General features: G+C 65.2%; 19 protein-coding genes and 1 pseudogene. 10 read left to right on the top strand and 10 right to left on the bottom strand.

Features of this window, described 5'->3' with window-relative positions:
• The first annotated feature begins 207 nt into the window (after positions 1 to 207).
• The 4 genes from V3C33_17890 (at position 208) to V3C33_17875 (ending at position 4196) form a co-directional block, all read left to right on the top strand.
• On the top strand, positions 208 to 1428 hold the full coding sequence (locus V3C33_17890) for a malic enzyme-like NAD(P)-binding protein (protein XAS67284.1): 1221 nt from the start codon (positions 208 to 210) through the stop codon (positions 1426 to 1428).
• Positions 1429 to 1540: 112 nt separating this feature from the next.
• Complete coding sequence (locus V3C33_17885; GenBank protein ID XAS67283.1) at positions 1541 to 2044, top strand: DUF456 domain-containing protein; 504 nt, start codon at positions 1541 to 1543, stop codon at positions 2042 to 2044.
• 96 nt (positions 2045 to 2140) lie between these two features.
• Positions 2141 to 3523, top strand: coding sequence for a histidine kinase (locus tag V3C33_17880; protein ID XAS67282.1), 1383 nt, complete (start codon positions 2141 to 2143; stop codon positions 3521 to 3523).
• The gene (locus V3C33_17875) at positions 3516 to 4196 is read left to right on the top strand and encodes a response regulator transcription factor (protein XAS67281.1); all 681 of its coding nucleotides are present in this window, start codon (positions 3516 to 3518) and stop codon (positions 4194 to 4196) included. The genes V3C33_17880 and V3C33_17875 overlap by 8 nt, the downstream gene beginning before the upstream one ends.
• 16 nt (positions 4197 to 4212) lie before the next feature.
• On the opposite strand, the gene V3C33_17870 is transcribed toward V3C33_17875, so the two are convergent.
• Positions 4213 to 5700, bottom strand: a complete 1488-nt coding sequence (locus V3C33_17870) for a peptidase S10 (protein XAS67280.1) — start codon at positions 5698 to 5700, stop codon at positions 4213 to 4215.
• Between the two features lie 25 nt (positions 5701 to 5725).
• Between V3C33_17870 and V3C33_17865 the strand changes: the two genes are divergently transcribed.
• Complete coding sequence (locus tag V3C33_17865) at positions 5726 to 6112, top strand: hypothetical protein (protein XAS67279.1); 387 nt, start codon at positions 5726 to 5728, stop codon at positions 6110 to 6112.
• A 39-nt stretch (positions 6113 to 6151) separates the two neighbouring features.
• Entirely contained in the window at positions 6152 to 6511 is a 360-nt protein-coding gene (locus V3C33_17860) for a nuclear transport factor 2 family protein (protein XAS67278.1), read from the top strand.
• A gap of 9 nt (positions 6512 to 6520) precedes the next feature.
• Here the strand turns inward: V3C33_17860 and V3C33_17855 are convergent, their stop codons facing one another.
• Positions 6521 to 7177, bottom strand: a complete 657-nt coding sequence (locus tag V3C33_17855; GenBank protein XAS67277.1) for a LysE family translocator — start codon at positions 7175 to 7177, stop codon at positions 6521 to 6523.
• A gap of 104 nt (positions 7178 to 7281) precedes the next feature.
• Between V3C33_17855 and V3C33_17850 the strand changes: the two genes are divergently transcribed.
• Positions 7282 to 7737 (top strand): Lrp/AsnC family transcriptional regulator, encoded by a 456-nt coding sequence (locus V3C33_17850; GenBank protein XAS67276.1) that lies wholly within the window; start codon positions 7282 to 7284, stop codon positions 7735 to 7737.
• Positions 7738 to 7779: 42 nt separating this feature from the next.
• Here the strand turns inward: V3C33_17850 and V3C33_17845 are convergent, their stop codons facing one another.
• The 4 genes from V3C33_17845 to V3C33_17830 all read right to left on the bottom strand — a co-directional run bounded on the left by V3C33_17845 (position 7780) and on the right by V3C33_17830 (position 13443).
• On the bottom strand, positions 7780 to 8421 hold the full coding sequence (locus V3C33_17845; GenBank protein XAS67275.1) for a hypothetical protein: 642 nt from the start codon (positions 8419 to 8421) through the stop codon (positions 7780 to 7782).
• Positions 8418 to 9902: a WXG100 family type VII secretion target gene (locus V3C33_17840; GenBank protein XAS67274.1), complete on the bottom strand. Its 1485-nt coding sequence runs from the start codon at positions 9900 to 9902 to the stop codon at positions 8418 to 8420. The genes V3C33_17845 and V3C33_17840 overlap by 4 nt, the downstream gene beginning before the upstream one ends.
• A 130-nt stretch (positions 9903 to 10032) precedes the next feature.
• The gene (locus V3C33_17835) at positions 10033 to 12753 is read right to left on the bottom strand and encodes an FG-GAP-like repeat-containing protein (GenBank protein ID XAS67273.1); all 2721 of its coding nucleotides are present in this window, start codon (positions 12751 to 12753) and stop codon (positions 10033 to 10035) included.
• A gap of 231 nt (positions 12754 to 12984) precedes the next feature.
• Positions 12985 to 13443 carry an Lrp/AsnC family transcriptional regulator gene (locus tag V3C33_17830; protein ID XAS67272.1) on the bottom strand — a complete coding sequence of 153 codons (459 nt, stop codon included), beginning with the start codon at positions 13441 to 13443 and terminating at the stop codon, positions 12985 to 12987.
• A 381-nt stretch (positions 13444 to 13824) separates the two neighbouring features.
• Here V3C33_17830 and gluQRS point away from each other — a divergent pair, with 381 nt between their 5' ends.
• From gluQRS to V3C33_17815, 3 genes and pseudogenes are all read left to right on the top strand, one after another.
• Positions 13825 to 14703, top strand: a complete 879-nt coding sequence (gluQRS, locus tag V3C33_17825) for a tRNA glutamyl-Q(34) synthetase GluQRS (protein ID XAS67271.1) — start codon at positions 13825 to 13827, stop codon at positions 14701 to 14703.
• A gap of 20 nt (positions 14704 to 14723) precedes the next feature.
• Positions 14724 to 15293, top strand: a pseudogene (locus tag V3C33_17820) (phosphohydrolase).
• Between the two features lie 227 nt (positions 15294 to 15520).
• Positions 15521 to 16510, top strand: coding sequence for an NADP-dependent oxidoreductase (locus V3C33_17815; GenBank protein XAS67270.1), 990 nt, complete (start codon positions 15521 to 15523; stop codon positions 16508 to 16510).
• Between the two features lie 114 nt (positions 16511 to 16624).
• Here the strand turns inward: V3C33_17815 and V3C33_17810 are convergent, their stop codons facing one another.
• The 4 genes from V3C33_17810 to V3C33_17795 form a co-directional block, all read right to left on the bottom strand.
• The gene (locus tag V3C33_17810; GenBank protein ID XAS67269.1) at positions 16625 to 17941 is read right to left on the bottom strand and encodes a GNAT family N-acetyltransferase; all 1317 of its coding nucleotides are present in this window, start codon (positions 17939 to 17941) and stop codon (positions 16625 to 16627) included.
• 184 nt (positions 17942 to 18125) lie between these two features.
• A complete protein-coding gene (locus V3C33_17805; GenBank protein ID XAS67268.1) occupies positions 18126 to 18302 on the bottom strand; it encodes a hypothetical protein in 177 nt (58 codons plus the stop codon).
• Positions 18303 to 18412: 110 nt separating this feature from the next.
• The gene (locus tag V3C33_17800) at positions 18413 to 19990 is read right to left on the bottom strand and encodes an amino acid permease (protein ID XAS67267.1); all 1578 of its coding nucleotides are present in this window, start codon (positions 19988 to 19990) and stop codon (positions 18413 to 18415) included.
• Positions 19991 to 20024: 34 nt separating this feature from the next.
• Positions 20025 to 21440 carry an aspartate ammonia-lyase gene (locus tag V3C33_17795; protein ID XAS67266.1) on the bottom strand — a complete coding sequence of 472 codons (1416 nt, stop codon included), beginning with the start codon at positions 21438 to 21440 and terminating at the stop codon, positions 20025 to 20027.
• Positions 21441 to 21445: the final 5 nt, after the last annotated feature.

Below are 21445 nucleotides of genomic sequence, written 5' to 3'. Positions count from 1 at the left end.
GGGGAATCGTTTAACCCGCACCTGCCCGTGGCTCTGTTGTCTACCATTGCAGAACCGGAGCGGCTAGCAACCCGTACCTGCAGGACTTCACAACGGACCCGCCATCCCTGGGCCGTCCGCGAAGCACCCTACCTGACCATCTTGAGCCTCCATGTGCTTGAGCCTTCATGCGCCGTGTGCCCACGGCTAGCCCCAGGAGACAAAGACGTGTCCACTGAAACAATCGCCCCCCATGACAATTCGTCCGCAGCACCGGCTGATCTGGTGCTGACGGACCAGGAAATCTTCGCAGCCCATCAGGGCGGCAAACTCTCGATTTCCAGCACCGTCCCGCTGTCCAGCAAGCGGGACCTTTCCATCGCGTACACCCCGGGCGTTGCCCAGGTCAGCCGCGCCATCCACGCCGATCCGGAACTTGCCAAGACCCTCACCTGGGCGCAGCGCCTGGTTGTTGTGGTCAGCGATGGCACCGCAGTGCTGGGCCTCGGCAACATCGGTGCCAGCGCATCGCTGCCCGTCATGGAGGGTAAGTCCGCCCTGTTCAAGGCGTTCGGGGAGCTGGATTCCATTCCGTTGGTCCTGAACACCACGGATGTGGACGAGATTGTGGAAACCCTCGTGCGGCTGCGCCCCAGCTTCGGCGCCGTGAACCTTGAGGACGTCTCGGCGCCGCGCTGCTTCGAGCTGGAAGAAAAGCTCATCGAGGCCCTGGACTGCCCTGTTATGCACGATGACCAGCACGGCACCGCAGTGGTGGTCCTCGCAGCGCTCACCGGCGCCGCCAAGGTGACCGGCCGCGAGCTCGAGGGCCTCCGCGTGGTGGTCTCAGGTGCGGGGGCCGCCGGCATCGCCGTCGCCGAGATCCTCCTCACCGCCGGCATCCAGGACGTGGTGCTGCTGGATTCGCGCGGTGTCATCAACAGCGAGCGCTCTGACATAGCCGCCGATTCCGCCAGCAAAAAGGCCCAGCTGGCCCAGCGCAGCAACCCCCGCGGCGTCAGCGGCGGCCCCGGCGAAGCGCTGCTCGGGGCGGACGTCTTCATCGGGGTCTCCTCGTCCAAGCTTGCCGAGGAGCACCTTAAGCTTATGAACCACAGCTCCATCGTGTTCGCGCTCTCCAACCCGGACCCCGAAGTTCTGCCCGAGGTGGCCGCCAAGTACGCCGCCGTTGTGGCCACAGGCCGCAGCGACTTCCCCAACCAGATCAACAACGTGCTGGCTTTCCCCGGCATCTTCCGTGGCGCTCTTGACGCCGGTGCCCGCCGGATCACGCCCGCAATGAAGCTTGCCGCCGCGCGTGCCATCGCCAAGCTCGCCGAGGATGGCCTGTCCGCGGACTACATCGTGCCCAGCCCGCTGGATCCGCGAGTGGCTCCGGCTGTCACGGCCGCCGTGGCTGCCGCGGTAATTGCCGAAGACGCCTCCTAGCGCACCTGCTGACAAGCGACGCAACAGCTGAAATAACGACGGCGGTGCCTCCCCTTGCCGGGGAGGCACCGCCGTCGCTGTTTGCCGGATTTGGGTCCGTAGACTGGGGGCCATGTACGCCCCGACTGTTGTGACAATCCTCTGCGGCCTGGCCATTCTGGTGGGCGTGGCCGGCACCGTCATTCCGGTACTTCCAGGCAGCGTTCTGATCGGGCTCAGCCTGCTGGCGTGGGGCATCTGGGGCGGGGCGGGAACCATCGGCTGGGTGGTGTTCGGCATCGGTCTGGCCTTTGTGCTGGCCGGCATGGCTGCCAGCGCGGTGCTGACCGGCCGCAAGCTGAAAGAGCACAGGATCCCCAACCGGAGCGTGGTGATGGGGCTGGTGCTCGGCGTGGTGGGGATGTTCATCATTCCGGTGGTGGGGCTCTTTGTGGGCTTCGCTGCCGGGCTCCTGCTCAGCGAATTCCTGCGCACCCGGAACTTCAGGACGGCCCTGACCTCCAGCTGGGCTGCGCTGAAGGCCACCGGACTGGGGATGCTGGTGGAGTTCGGACTCGCCTGCCTTGCCGCCAGTACCTGGGTGATAGGGGTGTGGGTGTCGGCGGCTTCCGCCTAGCCTGAAGGATGAATCTGCTGGCTCCTGGGTGGAGATCGGTGTCGAACGGATCGAATCGGCGGACCGTGAGCAGCAGGCATGGATAGTGTGGCTGGCATGGAACTGAAACTGAATCTGGCACGGCATTGGGGTGCACCCGCGGCGGCCGTCATTTTCTTCTCACTGTGGTGCGTGGCCGAGGCCGGGAGGATGGGGCCTTGGCCCGGGCTACCGTATTGGTCCGGTACCTGGCCGCTAATTATCACCACGTTGGCCATCGCAGTGGCTGCATGGAAGCCGTACATTTCGCTGGCGCTGACCGTGATACTGCTGGGTGGGCAGCTGATGTCCATCATTCCGCCGGTGGAGTCCGACCACTGGGCCATCTACCTCGGCGCGTTCATTGCCATGGGCTTCATCATGTGGGTGGGCCGGCCGCGGATCCGGTTCGTCGCGCTTGGGGCCAACCTTGTTTTCACCGTCCTCATGACTTTCATGATGCTGTCGTGGCGTTATGGCCAGGGCGTCGGCTGGTTTGGGTCGGCCCCTACAGGCGACCGCTGGACGTTTTACACATACGGCTGGCGACTGTTCTTCATGCTCGTCCTGATCGCGGCCGGTTGCGCCGCCGTCGGATTCGCACTCGCCCTCTATCAGGAGCGCGGCGGCCTCTTCCAAGCGCGCAACCTGGCGCAGGCCAGCCTAAAGGAAGCCGAAGTGGACCTGGTGATCGAGCAGGAACGCACCCGGATATCGCGGGACCTGCATGACGTCCTGGCCCACTCCCTTGCCGTGATCGCCGCGCAGGCGGACGGATCCCGATACCTCAGCCAGGAACAGCCCAAAGTTGTGCTCGAGGCCCTGGAGAACATTGCAGCCTCGGCACGGCACGCCTTAGTTGATGCTCAGCGCGTCATCGAAGGCGTGCGGGAGGACGGCCTGGTTTCTCCACAGCCCCGGCTCAGCGACGTGGAACCATTGATAATGCGGATGAGGCAGGGCAGCCTGAAAGTCCAGCACACCGAGACCGGAACCCCAGGTGAGCTCGGTGCCGGGCAGCAACTCGCCGTATTCCGGATCGTCCAGGAATGCCTTACCAATGCGCTCAAGCATGGCGGCCGCGGCACTGCCGTCCGGCTGCACTTCGACTGGAGCGGCCCCGGCCTGACACTGCATGCCGCCTCCGCCCGGCCGGCCACGGTTTCGGCCGGTGATGACGACGGGCCCATCGCACGTGTGGGCCGCGGTATTCCGGGCATGCGCGAACGCGCCCACCTTGCAGGCGGCTGGCTCGCGTCAGGTCCCGACGGCGAGCAGTTCCGGGTTACCGTGTTCATCCCTTACGGGGCGTGTCCGGCCCCGCATGATGTGGAACCGGTGCTGCAAGAAGTGGGCCTCTCTCACGAGTCTCCCGAAACCACAGTGCCGCTCGCGCTCGAGGGTGCAGCGCCATCGGCGTCCGCAGCCAACGCAGGGCAGGAGGCCGGGGGACGTGGCTGACGCTACCGCTCCCATTGCGGTTGCGCTGGTGGACGACCAGCCGCTATTCCGTGCAGGCATCCGGATGCTGGTTGAGAGCCAAGCCGATATGCGGCTCGCATGGGAAGCAGGCGACGGCGAGCAGGCTGTGGAACTCGCGGAAGCGAAACGGCCGGACGTTGTGCTGATGGATCTGCGGATGCCCGGCCTTGACGGTGTTTCGGCAACGCGCAGGATCACGGCATGCGCGGACGCAGCCGGCACGGACAAGCCCAAGATCATCGCCCTGACAACCTTCAACCGCGACCAGGCAGTGGTGGACGCCGTGCAGGCAGGGGCCAGCGGCTACCTGCTCAAGAGCGCAGAGCCGGAGTTCCTGCTTGCTGCGATCCGGACCGTTTACCTCGGCTACTCGGTTATTGCCCCCGGTTCCGTGCATGAGCTTTTCCAGCACGCTGCCCGGACCGTTCCGGCCGCCGGACCGGATCTTGCCGTGCTGGAGGGACTTTCACCCCGTGAACGCGACGTTTTCCTGCTCGCGGCCAAGGGCCTTGGCAACGGCGACATGGCGGAGAGCATGTTCGTCTCCGAGGCCACAGTGAAAACCCATCTGCGGAGTCTTCTGGACAAATTGGGCGTCCGGAACCGGCTCCAGCTTGTGGCATTCGCATACGAGCATAGGCTGCTGGGCTAGGCGCCGGTACGTGCAGTCAGGGCGTCACGAAAGCCGCGAGCGCCGCGAGCTGCGCCAGCCTGGCCTCGGGCTTGAGATACATCATGTGTCCGGCCTCGTGATAGTGGTGTGTGAAGCGGGACAGCGCTTCGGGAGGCAGGTTCATGTGCGCCCACACGTACTCCGCGGCGAAGTGCGGGGTGGCGCCGTCAAGGTATCCGTAGTCCACATGGATGCGCAGGTCCGGGTTGTAGGCGAGGAGCCGTTCCAGATCCGCGCTGACATCCACCGGCGCGCCCTCGAAGGTCTTGTAGCTCCAGGGCTGGACGCGTCCGGTGAGGATCTCGTAGGGGAGGTCGTTCTCGTAGCCCAGCTCGGCGCGGAGGTAGTGGTTGATCGCGGCGGCGTAGGGGCCGTTGATGGCACGCAGTGAGGGATCATCCCAGTTTTCGGAAAGCTGCACATTGTCCGGCCGCTGCGTGAAGCGGCCGTCGATCCTGCCTACGGTGAGGCCCTGGTCCCGCAGCAGCTCGGCCGCGAATTCGCCATAGGTCCAGCGCAGATTGGTCCGCCTGATGAACCCCTCGCCCAGGGTGGTCAGCGCACTGAGGCGGGTGACGGCGTCGTCCATTTCCTCCGCGGTGAGCCGCGAACCCTGGGTGAGCGCATAGCCGAAGTCCTTTGCCGCGAATGCCTCGGCCTCTGCGACAACGTCCGCAAGCTCCCGGCCCGGGTGGCGGCCGTGATAATGCGCGATCGCAGCGTAGGTGGGGATGTGCAGGGCATAGGGGGTGTCGCTGCCGGGCTGGAAGTCCAGGGTGGACAGGTTCAGCACGGTGGAGATCAGGCCGAGGCCGTTGACGGTCATCCCATACGCGTCAAAGAGCCGCTTGGCCGCCGCCACGGCACGAAGAGTTCCGTACGATTCGCCGACCAGATACTTGGGCGAGAGCCAGCGGTCGTTGCGGGTTGTCCACAGCCGGATGACCTCCGCCACGAGGTCGCGGTCCTCGATGAACGCATGGAATTCATCCGCCGCGCCGCCCTCAACCACGCGGGAAAAGCCGGTGTTGACGGGATCGATCATCACCAGATCGGCGTGCTGAAGGATGGTTTCCGGGTTGTCCATCAGCACGCCGTACGGTGCCGGCGTGAGGTTGCCGATGTCCCCGCTGTTGACCATGCGCGGGCCCAGGAGTCCCATGTGGAGCCACACGCTGGAGGACCCGGGGCCGCCGTTGAAGGCGAAAACCACGGGGCGCTGGGTCCGCCCGGTGGTTGAGCCTGTCGAAATCCCGTCCGCAATGTAGCTGACGAGGAAGATCTCGGCCTTCGCCTTGAAGCCGTCCGCCTTGCCGTCCTTCACTTCCTCGCGGCGCAGCACCAGCCGGCCGGTGGTGGTTGTGTATTCGAGCCCGGAGGGCAGGGTGTGCTTCCGGTGGATGAAGTCGTCGCTGACCTCGGGAGTTTTCGGATCGCTGCCAGGGGTTCCTGTGGAGGACGAGTCAGCGTTGAGTTCAGCCATGCCCCGAGCCTACTAGCATGGGTGGATGGCCGCCGGGCAGTCCTCTTCACCACCGATCTACCGCGACACCCACGACCTCACACCATTCGGGCACGGCCGCGTCCGCCCACCGGTGCGCGAAATCGCCGCGGGTGTGGGCGGCCTGATCCACGGCGTGCTGGGCGGCCGCGATGCGGCGCTGCTCAAGGAAGTGCTCCGCCGTCGGAAGACGAACATTGCCCCGCGCAACGATGCACTCACGGACCGGGCGCTTCTGGTGCTGGACAACGGCCGGAGGTCGCTGAATCCGCGCGACTGGCAGCGCCGCACGCCGGCCGACCTGGAGCCCCCGGAAACCCTCAGGGTCATCCGCAGGGACTCCGAAATGCACGAGCTCTGGGATCGCGAGTATGGCGGGGGCGGAGTGGACTGACCCCTTGTGGGCCGCGGCGGCACGGGGTACAACGGAGAAATGAGCGACGCAATTAAGGCCTGGATGGATAAGTACATCGCGGCATGGACAACCAACGCGCCAGAGGATATCCGGGAGCTGTTCGCAGAGGATGCTGTTTATGCCACGAGACCGTACGACCCCGATCCGTGGCGCGGACGGGAGCAGATTGTTGAACGCTGGATATCCGAGGGTGACCAGCCGGAGGACTGGACATTCCAATGGTCCGTGCTCGGCGTCGACGGCGACCTGGCATTCGTGCAGGGACGCACGTCCTATCTGGATGACCGCCCGAGCTATGAAAACCTCTGGATCGTCCGCCTCGGACCGGACGGGCGGGCCACAGCCTTCACTGAGTGGTTCATGGAACGCAGGGACTGAGCGTCAAGGTCAGGCGCTTGCCAGGACGGCAGCCAGAACAGGCACCAGCTGCTCGGTCAGCAGCACGGCACCCAACGCCACCATGATGATGCCGCTGGCGAGTGTCACCCGGCGGGCTGCACCGGGACGGGACTGGAGCAGCTTGCGGGCCAGGATCGCCACGCAGGTGTAGACGATTCCCGCAAGCAGCACAAACGTCAGGCCGAGGAGCCCGGACTGCACCGGAACCGGGAGCGCCGCTTTCGGGCTGACGAACTGCGGGACCAGGGCAACGTAGAAGAGCAATCCCTTGGGGTTGATACCGCTGGTGCCGATGCCCTGCAGGAACGTCCTCATCTGGTTGCCGGCAGGGGAATCGACGCCGGAATCCGCGGTGAAGCTGGCGCCTCGCCAGGAGCGGATGGTGCCCGCGCCCAGCCACAGGAGGTAGGCGGCGCCGGCAACTGTTATCCAGCCGAGGACTTGGGGCATTCCCGTCAGGAGGGCCGCCAGACCAACCACCATGAGCGCCGTATGCAGCACATAGCCGCTGCAGAGTCCGGCCACCGCCGGCACGAAGCTGCGCTTCGCCAGGCCTGCGGAGATTGAGTACGCCCAATCAACGCCGGGGGTGCAGGCGAGCGCGGCGGCGACAACTAGAAAGGCGAGAAACAACTGGGTATTCACGGAGGGCTCCTGACGTGCGGGTACAAGAGAAACTCTAGGCAAAACGGCGCCATAAGTGCTCCCTGATTTCGCGCATCCCGAGCCGAAACGGGTAAGATTATTGCGTGATTGACCACATAGACAGAAGTATTTTGCGTCACCTCAAAGAGGACGGCAGAATGACCGCCACGGCGCTCGCCTCCAAGGTCGGATTGACGGTGGCCCCGTGCCACCGCAGGCTCCGTGACCTGGAGGCTTCGGGCGTGATCCGGGGGTACAAGGCGGACATTGACCCCGCCGCCGTCGGGCTTGGATTCGAGGCGATTGTCTTCGTGACGCTGCGTCAGGTTGACCGGTCCACCATGGAGATTTTCGAGAACCGGGTGGCGGGGAATCCGAACATCGTGGAAGCCCAGAGGCTCTTCGGCTCGCCGGACTACCTGCTGAAAGTCATCGCCGAGGACCTGCCGGCGTACCAGCGCTTCTACGACAGCGAACTGACGGTGCTGCCCGGAGTGGAGCGGCTGACCTCAACCCTGGTGATGAAGAATCTGAAGTCCAACGCGGGGCCGCCGGTCTAGACGGCACCAGCCGGGGCGATGCCTAAGAAGCCGGGGCGATGCTTAAGAAGCAGGAGCGACGTGGACGATGATCACTTGGGTGTCCTTGGCGCCGTCGTACCTCAGATCGTAGGTGACGCTCAGGCCGGTGGAGGTGCCGGGATCCAGGGCGAAATCGCTCTTGTCCCGGGGGCGTTTACCCATGGAGTCGATCCAGCGCTCGGCCACCTCGCTGCTGATGCCGTACTTGTCCACACCCTCGTGGATGAGGCTGACGTACCCGTCCATTGAGCCGGTGGTGAGGAAGTACGTGACCTCGCTGAAGTCCGCGCGGGCGTCGGTGGTGTTGAAGCGGATCCGGTCCGTTTCACCCTCGATCTCTCCGGCGGGGCCCACGATGGTGAGCGCAATCTTGCCGCCGTCCTTCACCTTGATTTCCGGTCCGTAGCTGTCGGCTGTGACGCGCACATCGGCCTTCTGCAAGGTGCCCGAGCTCATGTCCAGGCGCGCAGTCCTGCCGGTGCGGATGCGGTCCACTCCGGCGGCGTCGAGGGTGGAGAATTCAGAGGTGCTCACGGTGCTCCCTTGGGAAGTCGGTTCGGTGGCAATGGGGCCGTTCAACTGGCAGCCCGCCATCGCCAGGCTTCCGGTCAGGGCAAGGAGTACGACGGCGGCCTGCCGCCTGTGGCGCGGAACGAATGTCACTGGTGTACCTCCGCATCGAAACCGGACGCAAAGCGGCCCATGATGTCCGGAATGTTGTTGGTGGGCCGGTACTGCTCCACGCGGTCGTTGAAGTCGGAGCCGATGATCTCCTTGGCGCGTTCAGGGTCCGTGGCCTGCAGGTTCTGGTAAGCCGGCAGCGTATCCTGGCTGATGAGTGCCCAGCGCTGATCACCGTTGGCGATGTTGCCGTCCGGGAACCCGGTGGTGAAGTCCGTGCGGAACTGGGTGGGGTTGTCCCAGCTGGTGAAGGGGACACTCTCCGGGCCCGGGCTCTCCACGCTGAACGTGTACGGGAACACCTCCGGGTAGCTCCTGGCTCCCGGAATGGAGGGTTCGCCGGCGAGTGTGACCATGTACGTCACGGCCTCACCGCCGGGGTGGCTTCGCATGTTGTCGTAGTCGTCGGCGATGATCTCGTTCTGCTCGCGGTAGAGCAAGGAGGTGTTGCCTTCCTTGATCTGCGCCGGATCGCCCGAGTCGATCTGGGCCCAGGCCCGGGCAGTGCCGGCATCGATTGCGCCGGAATCCCGGAGCCGGTTGATCTCGCCCATGCCGCCGTTCATGTAGGCCTCGTGCTGCCGGGCCTGGTCGAGGAAGATCTCCTTGTTCATGTCCAGCATGCTGGTTTCATAGAACTTGATTTCCTCGTCCGTCATGCTGGCGAGCTGCTCGAGCTGGTCCAGCACCGGGATGGGAACATCCGACGCCGGATTGTCGGCGATCTGCTGGGCAAGCTCCCGCATCATGGCCATGTCCTTAAACCCGCCTGCGAATGATGGCCCGATCATGTTGGCCATGCCGGCCCATTGGAGGTCCGGGTTGGACAGATACGCCCGGCCGTAGAAATCGTAGACCTTCTTGATGGTCTCCCAGTTGTATTCCGTGCCCTTGGAAGTGTCCCAGGCGGGGAGGTTGATGCCCATCTCGCGCATGGCCTGCTGGTCCCAGTAGTCACTGAGGAAGTCCGCGTACTCGGGAGACTTCTTTTCGATCAGCCCGGAATCCGCGGCGGCGTCCATGGCAGCTTTCGCGGCCTCGGGGTCTTCCAGGGCCCGCTTCTTAAACTCGTCGCTGTTCAGGTAGGCCCGGCGTTCGTCAGCTGTCATGCCGTTCAACTTGTCGGTCAGGTCCTGGGCAGTGCCGTTTCCGGGCGCGCTCTGCCCGCCGGAAGCCTGCCCGCCGGAACCGCTGCTTCCGCTTGCCTTGTCCTGTTCGTCCGCGTTCTTCAGCAGAGCCTTGGAGGCCGTCTCCATACCGGCGGCAGCGCACTTCAGCGCCACCAGGTGAGATGAGGTCCAGTCGCTGCGGAAGTGATCGCCGTCGTGCCCTTTCCACGGGCTGGAGCTGATGGCGCTGCCGAGCTGCTGCCCCAAGGCCGTGAGGCGGTTGGCTCCGCCGGCCAGATCTTTGGCGAGCCGGCGCAGCTGTGCGATGTCCGCACCGTAGAAGTTCCCCGCCACTTGTCCCCCTGGTTGAAGTCTTGTGCCAGCCTAACGGCCTTCGCGGCACGCCGCGATGGGGAGAGGTCCCCCCTGGCCGCTCCCCGGCCGCACCGGTGGGCGCCAGCGGGAAAACGCCAGCGGGAAAACGTCAGCGGGGGTTCAGGACAATCGTCTGGAACGTGCCTCTTCCTGAGCCGGAGTAGAGCCAGAGTGCGCCGTCGGGTGCCGGTGCGATGATGCCGGGGCTGGCGGTTCCGGTGAACCGTCCCACGCTGACAAAGGATTTGTAGATGTTCCAGCCGGTGCCCAGTTGCTTCCGGGGCAGGAATCCTGAGGCTCCGCTGCCCGGGTAAAGCCACAGCGTGCCGTCGTAGGTGCGGGCTATGATGTCGGCCGTCCCGTCGCCATTGAAGTCATTCGCCCTGACAACCTCGTTGAAGATGTTCCACCCTGATCCGATGGTTTTCTTGGCTTGGAACCCCCCGGTGCCGGCGCCCGGATACAGCACAAGTCTGCCGTCGCCGGTCTGGCCGATGATGTCGGTGCGGCCGTCACCGGTAAAGTCGCCCGGAGACAGGATCCGGGTAAAGGACTGCCACCCTATGCCGATCAGCTTGCGCGGCAGGAATCTGCCCCTGCCGTCTGTCGGGTACATCCAAAGAGAGCCGTCTGCCGTTCTCGCCACCAGATCAGGACCGCCGCTGCCGTTGAAGTTCCCGGCATTAATGACCTGGTCAAAGCCCTGCCAGCCGGAACCGATTTGCCTCGCAGCCTGGAAACTGCCGGACCCATTGCCGGGGTGCAGCCACAGTGCGCCTTGCGGGGTACGCGCCAGAACATCCTGCCGTCCGTCACCGTCGAAGTCGTCAGCCTCCAGGACCTGGCTGAACCGGTCCCACCCGGCCCCGATCGCCAGCCTGGCGGCGAAGCGTCCGTTCCCGTCACCGGGGTACAAAGCCAGGGTGCCCGCCCCGGTGGTCACGAGTACGTCGGTGCGCCCGTCCCCGGTGAAGTCCTGGCCTCCCAGCAGATCCCTGAATGAATTCCATCCGGCACCGATTGTGGTGCGCGCACGGAATGCTCCCGCCCCGTTGCCGGGGTACAGGTACAGGGTTCCGTCTTCGCCGCGGGCCATGAGGCCCGGAAGCTTGCCGGCGAATCCGCCGCCGGGCGTGATGGCAGTGAAATTCTGCCACCCGGAACCGATCTGCTTCGCGGGCAGGTACCCGCCCGCCGCGTTGCCCGCGTAGAGCCATAAAGTTCCGTCAAAGCGGACACCGAAGAGATCTGCTCTACCGTCCCCGGTGAAGTCCCCGGGGGCGATCATGCGTTTGTAGATCTGCCAGCCGGTCCCGATCTGTTTCCTGGGCAGGAAGCCCCCGGCCCCGTTGCCCGGATACAGCCACAGGACGCCATCGGAAGAACGTGTAATGACGTCGGCCCGCCGGTCGCCGTCGAAGTCTCCGTTCCCCAGAACGGTATTGAAAATGTTCCAGCCGGTCCCGACCTTCACCGGCGAGCCGATCCGGTTCCCCGCCTGGCCCGGGTGCAGCAGGAGCGAACCATCCGACTCCCGTGAAATCACGTCCGCCCGGCCATCGCCGTTGAAATCGCCCACGGAGAACTGGATCCTGGCACGCAGCGCCTGATCTGCGTTGATGGTGACCGTGGCGGAATCCGCTGTCACCGAATTGACGGTCACACGCGTTCCCGAGTGGGTGGTGAAGGTGCTGCCTGCCGGCCACGCATGATTCGGGCTGTAGTACCCGCTGAACGGTTTGGTGGACGGCATCAGAATCAGTGAGGATGCCGGGGTGGCTCCGCCGGGCTGTACTATCTTGACACCCCTGTTGCCTTCATTGCCGGCGTACCCAAGGTACTGGTCATAGCCCACGGGCTGCCTGAGCTCCACGTAGTAGGTCTCACGGCTGAGCGGATCAGTAAACTTCACGGCGCGGTTGGCCAGAGTCCCGCCCCAGGGCCTGAGTGTGTAGCTCTTTACTCCGGTGGGAACACCGAGATTCCGAATTTCATCCCCCCGCCCCAGCCCCCGCGCGTCCCAGAAGGTGGAGCTGATCACCGGGGTGTCATACCGGGATGCCCCCATGAGGTCGGTCGTGTCCCCGTACTCGCGGATGGAACAGGAGGAATCCGAGAACTGCCCGGCACTGGTGGTGCTCACATCGGCGGCTCCGCTGCCGCATTGGAGGGAGTCCGCGTGCATTAACCCCAGGACATGCCCGAACTCGTGCGCGAGCACGCTCTGCGTGAAGTTGCTGATCTGCGGCATCAGCACGCGGCCGCTGTTGCCATTGCTGCTGTACCCCGCACCCAGGGCACCGCCGGAAAGCGCCGATGGCGGGATGAAGACAACCAGGGCCGTGTTGGTGCTGTACGTCCAGTTCAGCTCTTTGGTGATCTGGTTGATGATGTCGTAGTAGGACTGGCTGGACGTCGCGGCGGACTGGTGTCCCGTGACCCGGCTTGCAACGGTCATGGAAATGCGGCCGTTGGACATCGCCTTCCAGTAGTTGCTGGAAGCCGCCACCGCCTGATCGGCGGCGGTCATGGACACAGTGTTTTTGTTGTCGGCCAGCTTCGCTGTGACGAGTTTGACCCTTATTGCCGCAGACGCTGTGCCGGCCGCTTCTGTCTGCGGTCCTGTCTTCGCCGGGGGTGCGGCGGGTACCCCCGGTGCGGATTCGTACCCATGCTCGGAATGCGGGGTTCCCGCCACGAACTGCGACGGCGGATCGTCAGGGTTTGCCGTGGACACCGCCAATGACGGAGCTGCCGGTACCGAGACGAGACCGGCCGCGAGAATCAGCAGGCCGGTCATGGACGCGATGGAGCGCTTAATAGAACTCATGGGGTTCCTTCTTGAGACCTGGCCCGGATGAAATACCCATGGGTCAGGCGCGCGGCCGCCCCTGCGAGGCCATGCATGCTCAACCCGCCGACGTCGGCCATCGTCCCCCCAAGGTAGTTGCCTTCGCGTCATAGTAGCGGTATTTGGTGGTCTCGGCGATGGGGAGTTTCCCGGCCGGCGACATCAGGCGGACTGAAGGGCCGGTGAGCGGGCGGTCAGGCGGCCGCGCCGTTACTCGCGCAGCAGCCCGGTGGTCCGGTAGGGGATGACCTCGCGCAGGAACATGCTGGTGGAGGTCCGCACGATTCCCGGGCAGAGCCGGATTTCCTCGGAGACCCGGTACAGGTCGTCGGGGCTGGTGGCAACCACCCGGATCAACAGGTCCGTATCGCCGGCCGGTGCGTGGCATTCCAGCACCTCCGGGATCTCCCGCAGCGCCGCGATGGCCTCATTCAGATGGCTCTGGTCCAGTTCCGCGCTCACCGAGGCGGCGACTCCCCGCCCGAGGGCGGAGGGAAGCACGCGGCTGCTGTTAGGACGAAGGGCGCCCGACGCCGTCATCCGCTCCAGGCGCGACTGTACGGTTCCGCGCGCCAGGCCCAGCCGCTGGGCCAGCACCATGATGGGCAGCCGGGGATCCTCGTCCATTGCTGCGAGAATGCGCCGGTCGGTTGCGTCGAGTTCCTGCAATCTGATCAGTTCCTGTCTGGAGTTGAAGCTGCGCTTGGTCAGATTGACCAGTCACCAGCATGTCCGTTGCGCCAACTGTATGGCTTCTGTTCAAATAGTGGCAACGGGACAAGGGCTACCGCCGGTTCCGCAGGCTACAGGCTCCCCGGTACACCACCCGGTCACTGGACCAGGCTTCCCGCAAGGAAGCCGCCGCTGATTGACACTTGTTCACGCATCGTCTGTCCGCAACAGCAGTGCCAATAGCCCCGGAGTTTGCTCCCCGGCCCGGCACGGCAAGAGCCCCTGAGCCACCGACCTCGGTTTCCGCCGAAGCGTTCGGTAGCTGAGGGGCTCTTGTGTTGCTCGGGACAGATGCGTTGTTCCGCATAGGCTTGGGGCATGACGTCAGCCGGCCGTTTCGCCCCCAGCCCCTCCGGGGAACTACACGTCGGCAACCTCAGAACGGCCCTTCTGGCCTGGCTTTTTGCCCGGTCCACCGGGCGGCAATTCCTGATTCGCGTGGAAGATCTGGACCGTGCGCGTGCAGGCGCGGAGGCGGAGCAGCTCCGCGATCTGGCGGCGATCGGCGTGACGTGGGACGGCGTCGTCGTGCGCCAGACGGACCGTGAGGCGGTGTATACGGAAGCGATCGAGCAACTTACCGCCGCGGGGCGGACCTACGAATGCTTCTGCACCCGCCGCGAAATCCAGGAGGCCCCGTCCGCGCCGCATGCGCCGCAGGGCGCGTACCCGGGCACGTGCCGTGAGCTGTTCCGGGCCGAGCTGGAGTTCAAACGGTCCATCCGCCCGGCGGCCATCCGGCTGCGGTCATCGGTGACGGAATGGGCCGTGGAGGATGTGTTGCACGGTGCTTTTACCGGCGTGGTGGATGACTTTGTGCTTCGGCGCAATGACGGCGTGACGGCCTACAACCTTGCCGTGGTGGTGGACGACGCCGCCCAGGGGATCGACCAGGTGGTGCGTGGCGATGACCTGCTTCCGTCCACTCCGCGGCAGGCGTATCTCGCCTCCCTCCTGGGGCTGCCGGTGCCGGAGTATGCCCATGTGCCGCTGGTGGTGAATTCCGACGGCGCCCGGCTCGCGAAGCGCGACGGTGCGGTGACGCTGGGCGACCTCGCGGCCGCAGGGGTGTCCGTTGACGCCGTCCGGAGCCTCATTCTGGAATCTTTGGGGCTGCCGGGCGGCCCGTTGACGGAGGCGCTCGCTGCGTTCTCCCCGGCCGCACTGCCGAGGGAGCCGTGGGTATGGACGGCCTGATGCAGGGATAGGCTGAAGCCATGTCAGAACCACGATTCACTGTTGAGACGGCCATGGTCCTTGCCGAGGTGGCGCACAACCGCCAGAAGGACAAGCTCAAGCGGCCCTACCGCGATCACGTGCTGGCCGTGGGCGATGCACTCGCCGATTTCGACGACGACATCCGGATCGCCGGGTACCTGCACGACATCGCCGAGGACACCCCCATCACGCGGCAGGCACTCCTGGACATGGGAGTTTCCGAGCGGGCGGTGGGCATTATTGAACGGCTCACGCGGCGCTTCCAGGATGACCCGGATGACTACGAGGCAGGCATCCGGATGGCAGCCGAGAATCACGATGCCGCGCTGGTTAAGATCGCAGACAACGCCCACAACTCGCTGCCGGAGCGTGTGCAGGCGCTGGCTGAAAAGTGGCCGGACAAGCCTCCCGTGACGCGCTACGCCGAGGCCCGGCCGGTGCTCTACGCCGCCGTGCCCGAGGCTGAAATCCGGATGATCCTGGAACGCATCAACCCGTCGCTGCTGGATGAGCTGAACGACATGGTCGACGACGCCGACGAGACTGATTACCTGAACCTGTCCTACGAACCCGTTAAAACCGGGCCTTTGGAAACCCCGCTGGTTGAGCCTGTCGAAACCGGGCCTTTGGAAACCCCGCTGGTTGAGCCTGTCGAAACCGGGCCTTTGGAAACCCCGCTGGTTGAGCCTGTCGAAACCGGGCCTTTGGAAACCCCGCTGGTTGAGCCTGTCGAAACCGGGCCTTTGGAAACCCCGGAAGACGACCAGCGCTAAGGGCCACAGTGCGTGCCTACGTCATGACCCGGTATGGCGCCGCGGATGCCATGGAGCTCCGGGACGTCCCCGCCCCGGAGGCAGAACCCGGCGAGATCCTGATCAAAGTCGCAGCAGCCGGCCTGAATCCGGTCGACTACAAACTGCGCCAGGGCGGGCTGAAGGTCATCGGCCGGCCGAAGCTTCCCATCGTCGCAGGCTGCGAGCTGGCAGGGACGGTGGAGGCTGTGGGCCCCGGGGCCAGCGGCTTCGCCGTGGGCGAACGCGTCTACGCCCGGGTGGAAAAACTGACGCTGGGTGCCTTCGCGGAATTCGCTGCGGTTCACCAGGACCTGGTGGCGCCCATGCCGCATTCCGTGGACTTTGTTGAGGCAGCGGGCCTTCCTCTGGCCGGGCTCACGGCGCTTCAGGCGCTGCGGGACGAACTGCAGATCCGGCCGGGGACCAGGTTGTTCATCTCCGGTGGCGCCGGAGGTGTCGGCACACTGGCCATCCAACTCGCCAAATACTTTGGTGCCGAGGTAACCACGACGGCGTCGCCACGGGGAGATGCGCTGGTGAGGCAGCTGGGCGCAGACCGGGTGCTCGACTACACCCGTGAGGACTTCGCAGACGTCCTCACGGACTACGACGCCGCCCTGGACTTGGTGGGCGGCCGTGCACTTGAGGGGATCTTCCGCATCCTCAAACCCGGAAGCAAGGTCGTTTCCATCGCCGGATGGCCCGAACCTGTGACCGCATCGAAGGACCTGGGGCGGCCTGGCCTGCTGGCGGTCCTGTTCTGGATCATCAGCCTCCCGACCCGGCTCCGGGCCCGCAGGTTCGGTGCGAGCTACCGGTACCTGTTCATGCATGGCAGCGGCGATGATCTCCGGTTCCTGGCCACGCTGGTGGACGACGGGCACGTCAGGCCAATCGTGGACAGCACATACCCGCTGGATCGGATCGCCGGGGCCTTCGAGGCGTTGGAGCAGGGCCGGGCCAAGGGGAAAATCATCGTCACCATGTCATAGAAGCAACGCGGGGTCACCTACGGCCCATTGACGGCCCCGGAATGGGCCGTAGGTGACCCCGCGTTGTGGGCGGCAGCCGCCCGGTCATCGCTTCCCGAAATGTTAATGGCCGGTCTACACGCGCCCGAGGGAGTCGATGTCCTCGAGGAAATCCTGCCGGACCTCTTCGCTGACGGTCCTCCGGGTGTCACCGATGGCGTCCAGATAGTCCTGGGTGGCAGGGCCCTTCCGGGCCGCTTCGCGGACTGAGGCGCTGCCGCCCGAAGCCGCCCCGCCGTCGTCGTACACTGCTTTTTCCAATGCACGCTGGGAGGCGCTGCGGGCCGCGTACTCGATGTCCGCGGGGGAGAAGCCCTCGGTGCGGTCCACTAGGAGCTCCACATCCACGTCGTCCACCACTGTGGCGGGGATGAATCGCTGCCACATGGCCTCGCGCGCGAGCCGGTCGGGGAGTCCGATGGGGATGACGTAGTCGAACCTGCCGTGGCGCAGGAACGCTGAGTCCAGGGCGCGGATGAAGTTGGTGGCGCAGACCAGAAGCCGGCCGGGTTGTTCGCGGAATGCCGGGATGATCTTGAGGAGTTCGTTGGTGACGCCCTGCAGCGGTGAGGGCGGATCGCCGGCACGCTGGGAGGCGATTTCCTCCACCTCGTCAATAAAAACGACGGCGTGCTCCAGCTCGGCAATCTCCAGGAACGTCTCGCGGAGGGCGCCGGCCAGTCCCTTGGGATCGGACGCAAGCCTGGACGGGAAGACCTCCACAAACGGCCACTCAAGACGCGAAGCTATCGCCTTGGCGAAAGTGGTTTTGCCGGTGCCCGGCGGGCCGAAAAGCACAACAGCCCGCGGCGGCACCACACCGTATTCGTCGGCAAGATCGGCCTCGGCAAGCGGGAGGACCAGCCGGCGTTCCAGCAGCTCCTTCTCGTTGTGCATGCCGGCCACGTTTTCCCACAGATCGCGTGCCAGAATGCGTCCGCCGAGCTGGCTGAGCGGCTCCAGCTCCTGGCGCTGGACCGGAATTTTCCGTTCGAAATAGCGCAGGTGCTGCTTGAGAGCGAAGCCGCGGCTGAGGAATGCTTCCACCCGGGTCTCCGATTCCGGCATCAGCGCGGACAGCTTATTGAGCCCGTGCGGGGCCATCCGGTTTTCGACTGAGGCAAGCAGCGAGGTGCCGATCCCGCGGCCGCGGTACTCCGGAAGCGTTGCCAGGAAGACGATCCAGCCCTGGTCATGGGCGGCCCGGCCGACGGCGGCACCCACCACCTGATCGCCCTGGACCGCCACTACGGCGTGGTCCTTCTCGCAGGACGCCAGCACTTCGGAGAGGGCATAGACCGGCTCCACATTGGTGGCCTTGAGTGACTCCCAAAGGTGGAGGATTCCGTCCAGATCGGCCGAGTGGAAATCCCGGATCCGCCAGTTGGTCATGAGGTGTCTCCCTTGTGGTTCTTCGCTGAGCCGTGGGGTTGGTGCTGCGCTTGGTGCCTGTGCCGAGCATATGCGAACATCTCCCGGCAGGGGGTTGCGGGTGCGTTGCGTTACGCCGGACGCCCCGTCGCCGGCGGCGGGGCGTCCGGGCGCCGATGAAACAGCGGGGCGGCCGCCGTTGCGATTAGTCGGCGATCCCGGTGACCGCCGTGGCCACCCCGCTGCAGTCGCTGGGGCGTCGGCCTACGTAGGCGAAGGTCCGGTTCCAGACGGCCTGGTCTTCCTTGCCATGGCGGGCCAGGTCCTCGGGCAGGCCGCGGTGCGGCAGTCCGATGGCCATTGCCGGCAGCTGGGTATCCATTACCTTGGGCACCCCTGACACGCCGCTGAAGCCGCGTACGACGGCGGCACTGCAGGTTCCGTACTAACCGGAACCGGCAGCGCCGCCGTCGTGTGTTACGTCTGTGAGCTCTATTCCTTGTCCCCGCGTGGGGTATGGGCCGGGCTCCCGCCAGTGCCTTTTACCGGGCGGTTGGCGATGACCGGGTGGGGGCCGGTGTGGCCATCGCGGGCGGCAGCGATCTCCAGGATGCGGTCGCGGCAGCGGTACCAGCCGAACATCAGGGCCGGGATAACAAGGACCAGGGACGCAACGGTCCACGTGCCTACCGGCGAATCGAAGGCCATCAGCACCAGCACCGCGGCGAGGAAGACGAGCGTGAGCCAGCCGGTTACGGGTGATCCGGGAAGGCGGAACTGCGGCCGGACGGCCTCGCCCTTCTTCGCCCAGGCGGCCAGTTTCATCTGGCAGAGCATGATCATGCCCCAGGCGCTGATGATGCCGATTGAGGCGATGTTCAGCACAATCTCGAAGGCCTGTGCCGGGACAATCGCGTTCAGCACCACACCAAGCAGGGCCACAGCGGCGGTCAATGCGATGCCGCCGTATGGGACGCCTGCCTTGTTCATGCGGGCTGCGAACTTCGGTGCCGAGCCGGACACGGACATGGAGCGCAGAATGCGGCCGGTCGAGTAGAGACCGGCGTTCAGGGAGGACAGTGCAGCAGTGAGCACCACCAGGTTCATGATGGCGTCCACACCGTCCACGCCGATGGAGCCGAAGAACGTCACGAACGGGCTCTCTCCGGCTTTGTAGGAGGTGAACGGCAGGAGCAGTGAGAGCAGGATCAGGGATCCCACGTAGAACACGGCAATCCGGATGATCACGGTGTTGATGGCCTTGGGCATGATCTTTTCGGGGTTTTCGGTTTCCCCGGCGGCGGTGCCGATCAGCTCGATCGAGGCGTAGGCAAACACCACACCCTGGATCACCACGATGGCCGGCAGCAGTCCGTTGGGGAAGAAGCCTCCGTTGCCGCTGATCAGGCTGAGGCCCACCTCCTGACCCTCAACCGGAGTGCCGAAGATGACGAAGTAGATGCCCACCAGCAGGAACGCCACCAGCGCCACCACCTTGATGAGCGCAAACCAGAACTCCAGCTCGCCGAATACCTTCACGGAGACCATGTTCAGGCCAAGCACCAGGAGCAGCGCGGCGAGGGCCCAGACCCACTGCGGCACCAGGGCGATGGGCGCCCAGTATTTGGCGAAGAAATTCATGTAGAGGGCGACGGCGGTGATGTCCACAATGGCTGTCATGGCCCAGTTCAGCCAGTACAGCCAGCCGGTGGCGAACGCAGCCTTCTCACCGTAGAACTCGCGGGCGTAGGAAACGAACGAACCCGACGACGGGCGGTGCATGACGAGTTCGCCCAGCGCCCGGAGGATCAGGAAGGCAAAGAAGCCGCAGACTGCGTAGGTCAGGATCAATGCGGGCCCTGCGCTGGCCAGCCGTCCGCCGGCGCCCATGAACAGGCCGGTGCCGATGGCCCCGCCGATCGCGATCATCTGGATCTGGCGGGGTTTGAGGCCCTTGTGGTAGCCCTCGTCCTCGGCATGGAGGGTGGTTTCCGTTGCATGGGAATGGACGGGGATGCTGTGGTCCGTGAGGGTCGGCTTCGTTGCCGCGGCCTGTTCGGGGTGAGACATGGGAATCCTTTGATGGGGTGCCGGGGAGGGGTGGTTACTTGCTGAGGTTGGCCAGACGTTCGGGGCTGAGGAGTTCGTCAAGCTGCTCGGCAGTGAGCAGCCCGTGTTCAAGCACCAGTTCGGCCACTCCTTTGCCGGTGGCGAGGGCTTCCTGGGCGATGGCGGTTGCGGTGGCGTAGCCAATGTGGGGGTTGAGGGCTGTAACCAGGCCGATTGACTGTTGCACCGTGAGCCGGAGGTGTTCGGTGTTGGCCGTGATGCCCCGGACACAGCGTGCCGTGAGGGTGCGGCAGGCTGCTTCCAGGTGGGAGATGCTCTTGTGGAGGCTGTGGACGATGATCGGTTCGAAGGCGTTGAGCTGAAGCTGTCCGGCTTCGGCGGCCATGGTGATGGTGACGTCGTTGCCGATGACCTCGTAGGCCACCTGGCTGACGACTTCCGGGATCACCGGGTTGATCTTGCCGGGCATGATGGAGGAGCCGGACTGCACCGCAGGCAGGTTGATTTCGCCGAAGCCGGCCCGGGGTCCGGAGGAGAGTAGCCGGAGGTCGTTGCAGATTTTGGAAAGCTTCACGGCCACGCGCTTGAGCACGCCGGAGAGGTGCACGAACGCGCCGACGTCCTGGGTCGCTTCGATGAGGTCCACGGCCGTGACCAGCGGGAGCCCGGTGATTTCGGCCAGGTGCCGGCAGGCCGCCTCGGCGTAGCCGGCCGGGGCGTTCAGCCCGGTGCCGATCGCGGTGGCGCCGAGGTTGATTTCATGGATCAGGAGGTCCGCTTCGGCAAGCCGCAGCCGGTCCTCGCCGATGGTGACGGCGTAGCTGCCGAATTCCTGGCCCAGGGTCATGGGAACGGCGTCCTGCAGCTGCGTGCGCCCCATCTTCACCACGGTGCGGAACTCCATCGCCTTGGCGGCGAAGGCGTCTTCCAGCTCGGTGAGTGCTTCCAGTAGTTCCCGGGCGGCAAAGATGGTTCCCAGTTTGACGGCCGTGGGGTAGACGTCGTTGGTGGACTGGCTGAGGTTCACGTGGTCGTTGGGGTGCAGCCGCGCATAATCCCCCTTGGCGTGCCCCAGGATTTCCAGGGCCCGGTTGGCGATGACCTCGTTGGCGTTCATGTTCGACGACGTCCCCGCGCCGCCCTGGATCACGTCCACCACGAACTGCTCGCTGAGCTCGCCGTTCATGACGTCGGCGCAGGCTTCCTCGATGGCCCGGGCGCGCTCGGCGTCCAGGAGGCCCAGCTCATGGTTGGTCCGGGCAGCTGCCAGTTTCACGGCGGCCAGGCCGCGGACCAGGTACATGTTGGAGGAGAGCGGCTGGCCGGTGATGGGGAAGTTCTCCACGGCGCGGAGCGTGTGCACGCCCCAGTAGGCGTGGGCGGGAACGTCCCGATCGCCCAGGAGGTCGTGTTCGGAGCGGACACCCGGGTGGGTTTTAACGGCGTTCATGGTGG

The sequence above is a fragment of the Micrococcaceae bacterium Sec5.7 genome, from assembly GCA_039636785.1.
Classification (GTDB): Bacteria; Actinomycetota; Actinomycetes; order Actinomycetales; family Micrococcaceae; genus Arthrobacter.
This window is presented reverse-complemented; position numbering and strand designations above follow the sequence as displayed.

Bases quoted from the DNA above. Each gene is read 5' to 3' on its own strand.
- V3C33_17885 (XAS67283.1), top strand. From the start codon at position 1,541: ATGTACGCCCCGACTGTTGTGACAATCCTCTGCGGCCTGGCCATTCTG.
- V3C33_17865 (XAS67279.1), top strand. From the start codon at position 5,726: ATGGCCGCCGGGCAGTCCTCTTCACCACCGATCTACCGCGACACCCAC.
- V3C33_17805 (XAS67268.1), bottom strand. From the start codon at position 18,302: ATGGATACCCAGCTGCCGGCAATGGCCATCGGACTGCCGCACCGCGGC.
- V3C33_17800 (XAS67267.1), bottom strand. From the start codon at position 19,990: ATGTCTCACCCCGAACAGGCCGCGGCAACGAAGCCGACCCTCACGGAC.
- gluQRS (XAS67271.1), top strand. From the start codon at position 13,825: ATGACGTCAGCCGGCCGTTTCGCCCCCAGCCCCTCCGGGGAACTACAC.
- V3C33_17810 (XAS67269.1), bottom strand. From the start codon at position 17,941: ATGACCAACTGGCGGATCCGGGATTTCCACTCGGCCGATCTGGACGGA.
- V3C33_17815 (XAS67270.1), top strand. From the start codon at position 15,521: ATGACCCGGTATGGCGCCGCGGATGCCATGGAGCTCCGGGACGTCCCC.
- V3C33_17835 (XAS67273.1), bottom strand. From the start codon at position 12,753: ATGAGTTCTATTAAGCGCTCCATCGCGTCCATGACCGGCCTGCTGATT.
- V3C33_17880 (XAS67282.1), top strand. From the start codon at position 2,141: ATGGAACTGAAACTGAATCTGGCACGGCATTGGGGTGCACCCGCGGCG.
- V3C33_17795 (XAS67266.1), bottom strand. From the start codon at position 21,440: ATGAACGCCGTTAAAACCCACCCGGGTGTCCGCTCCGAACACGACCTC.
- V3C33_17860 (XAS67278.1), top strand. From the start codon at position 6,152: ATGAGCGACGCAATTAAGGCCTGGATGGATAAGTACATCGCGGCATGG.
- V3C33_17870 (XAS67280.1), bottom strand. From the start codon at position 5,700: ATGGCTGAACTCAACGCTGACTCGTCCTCCACAGGAACCCCTGGCAGC.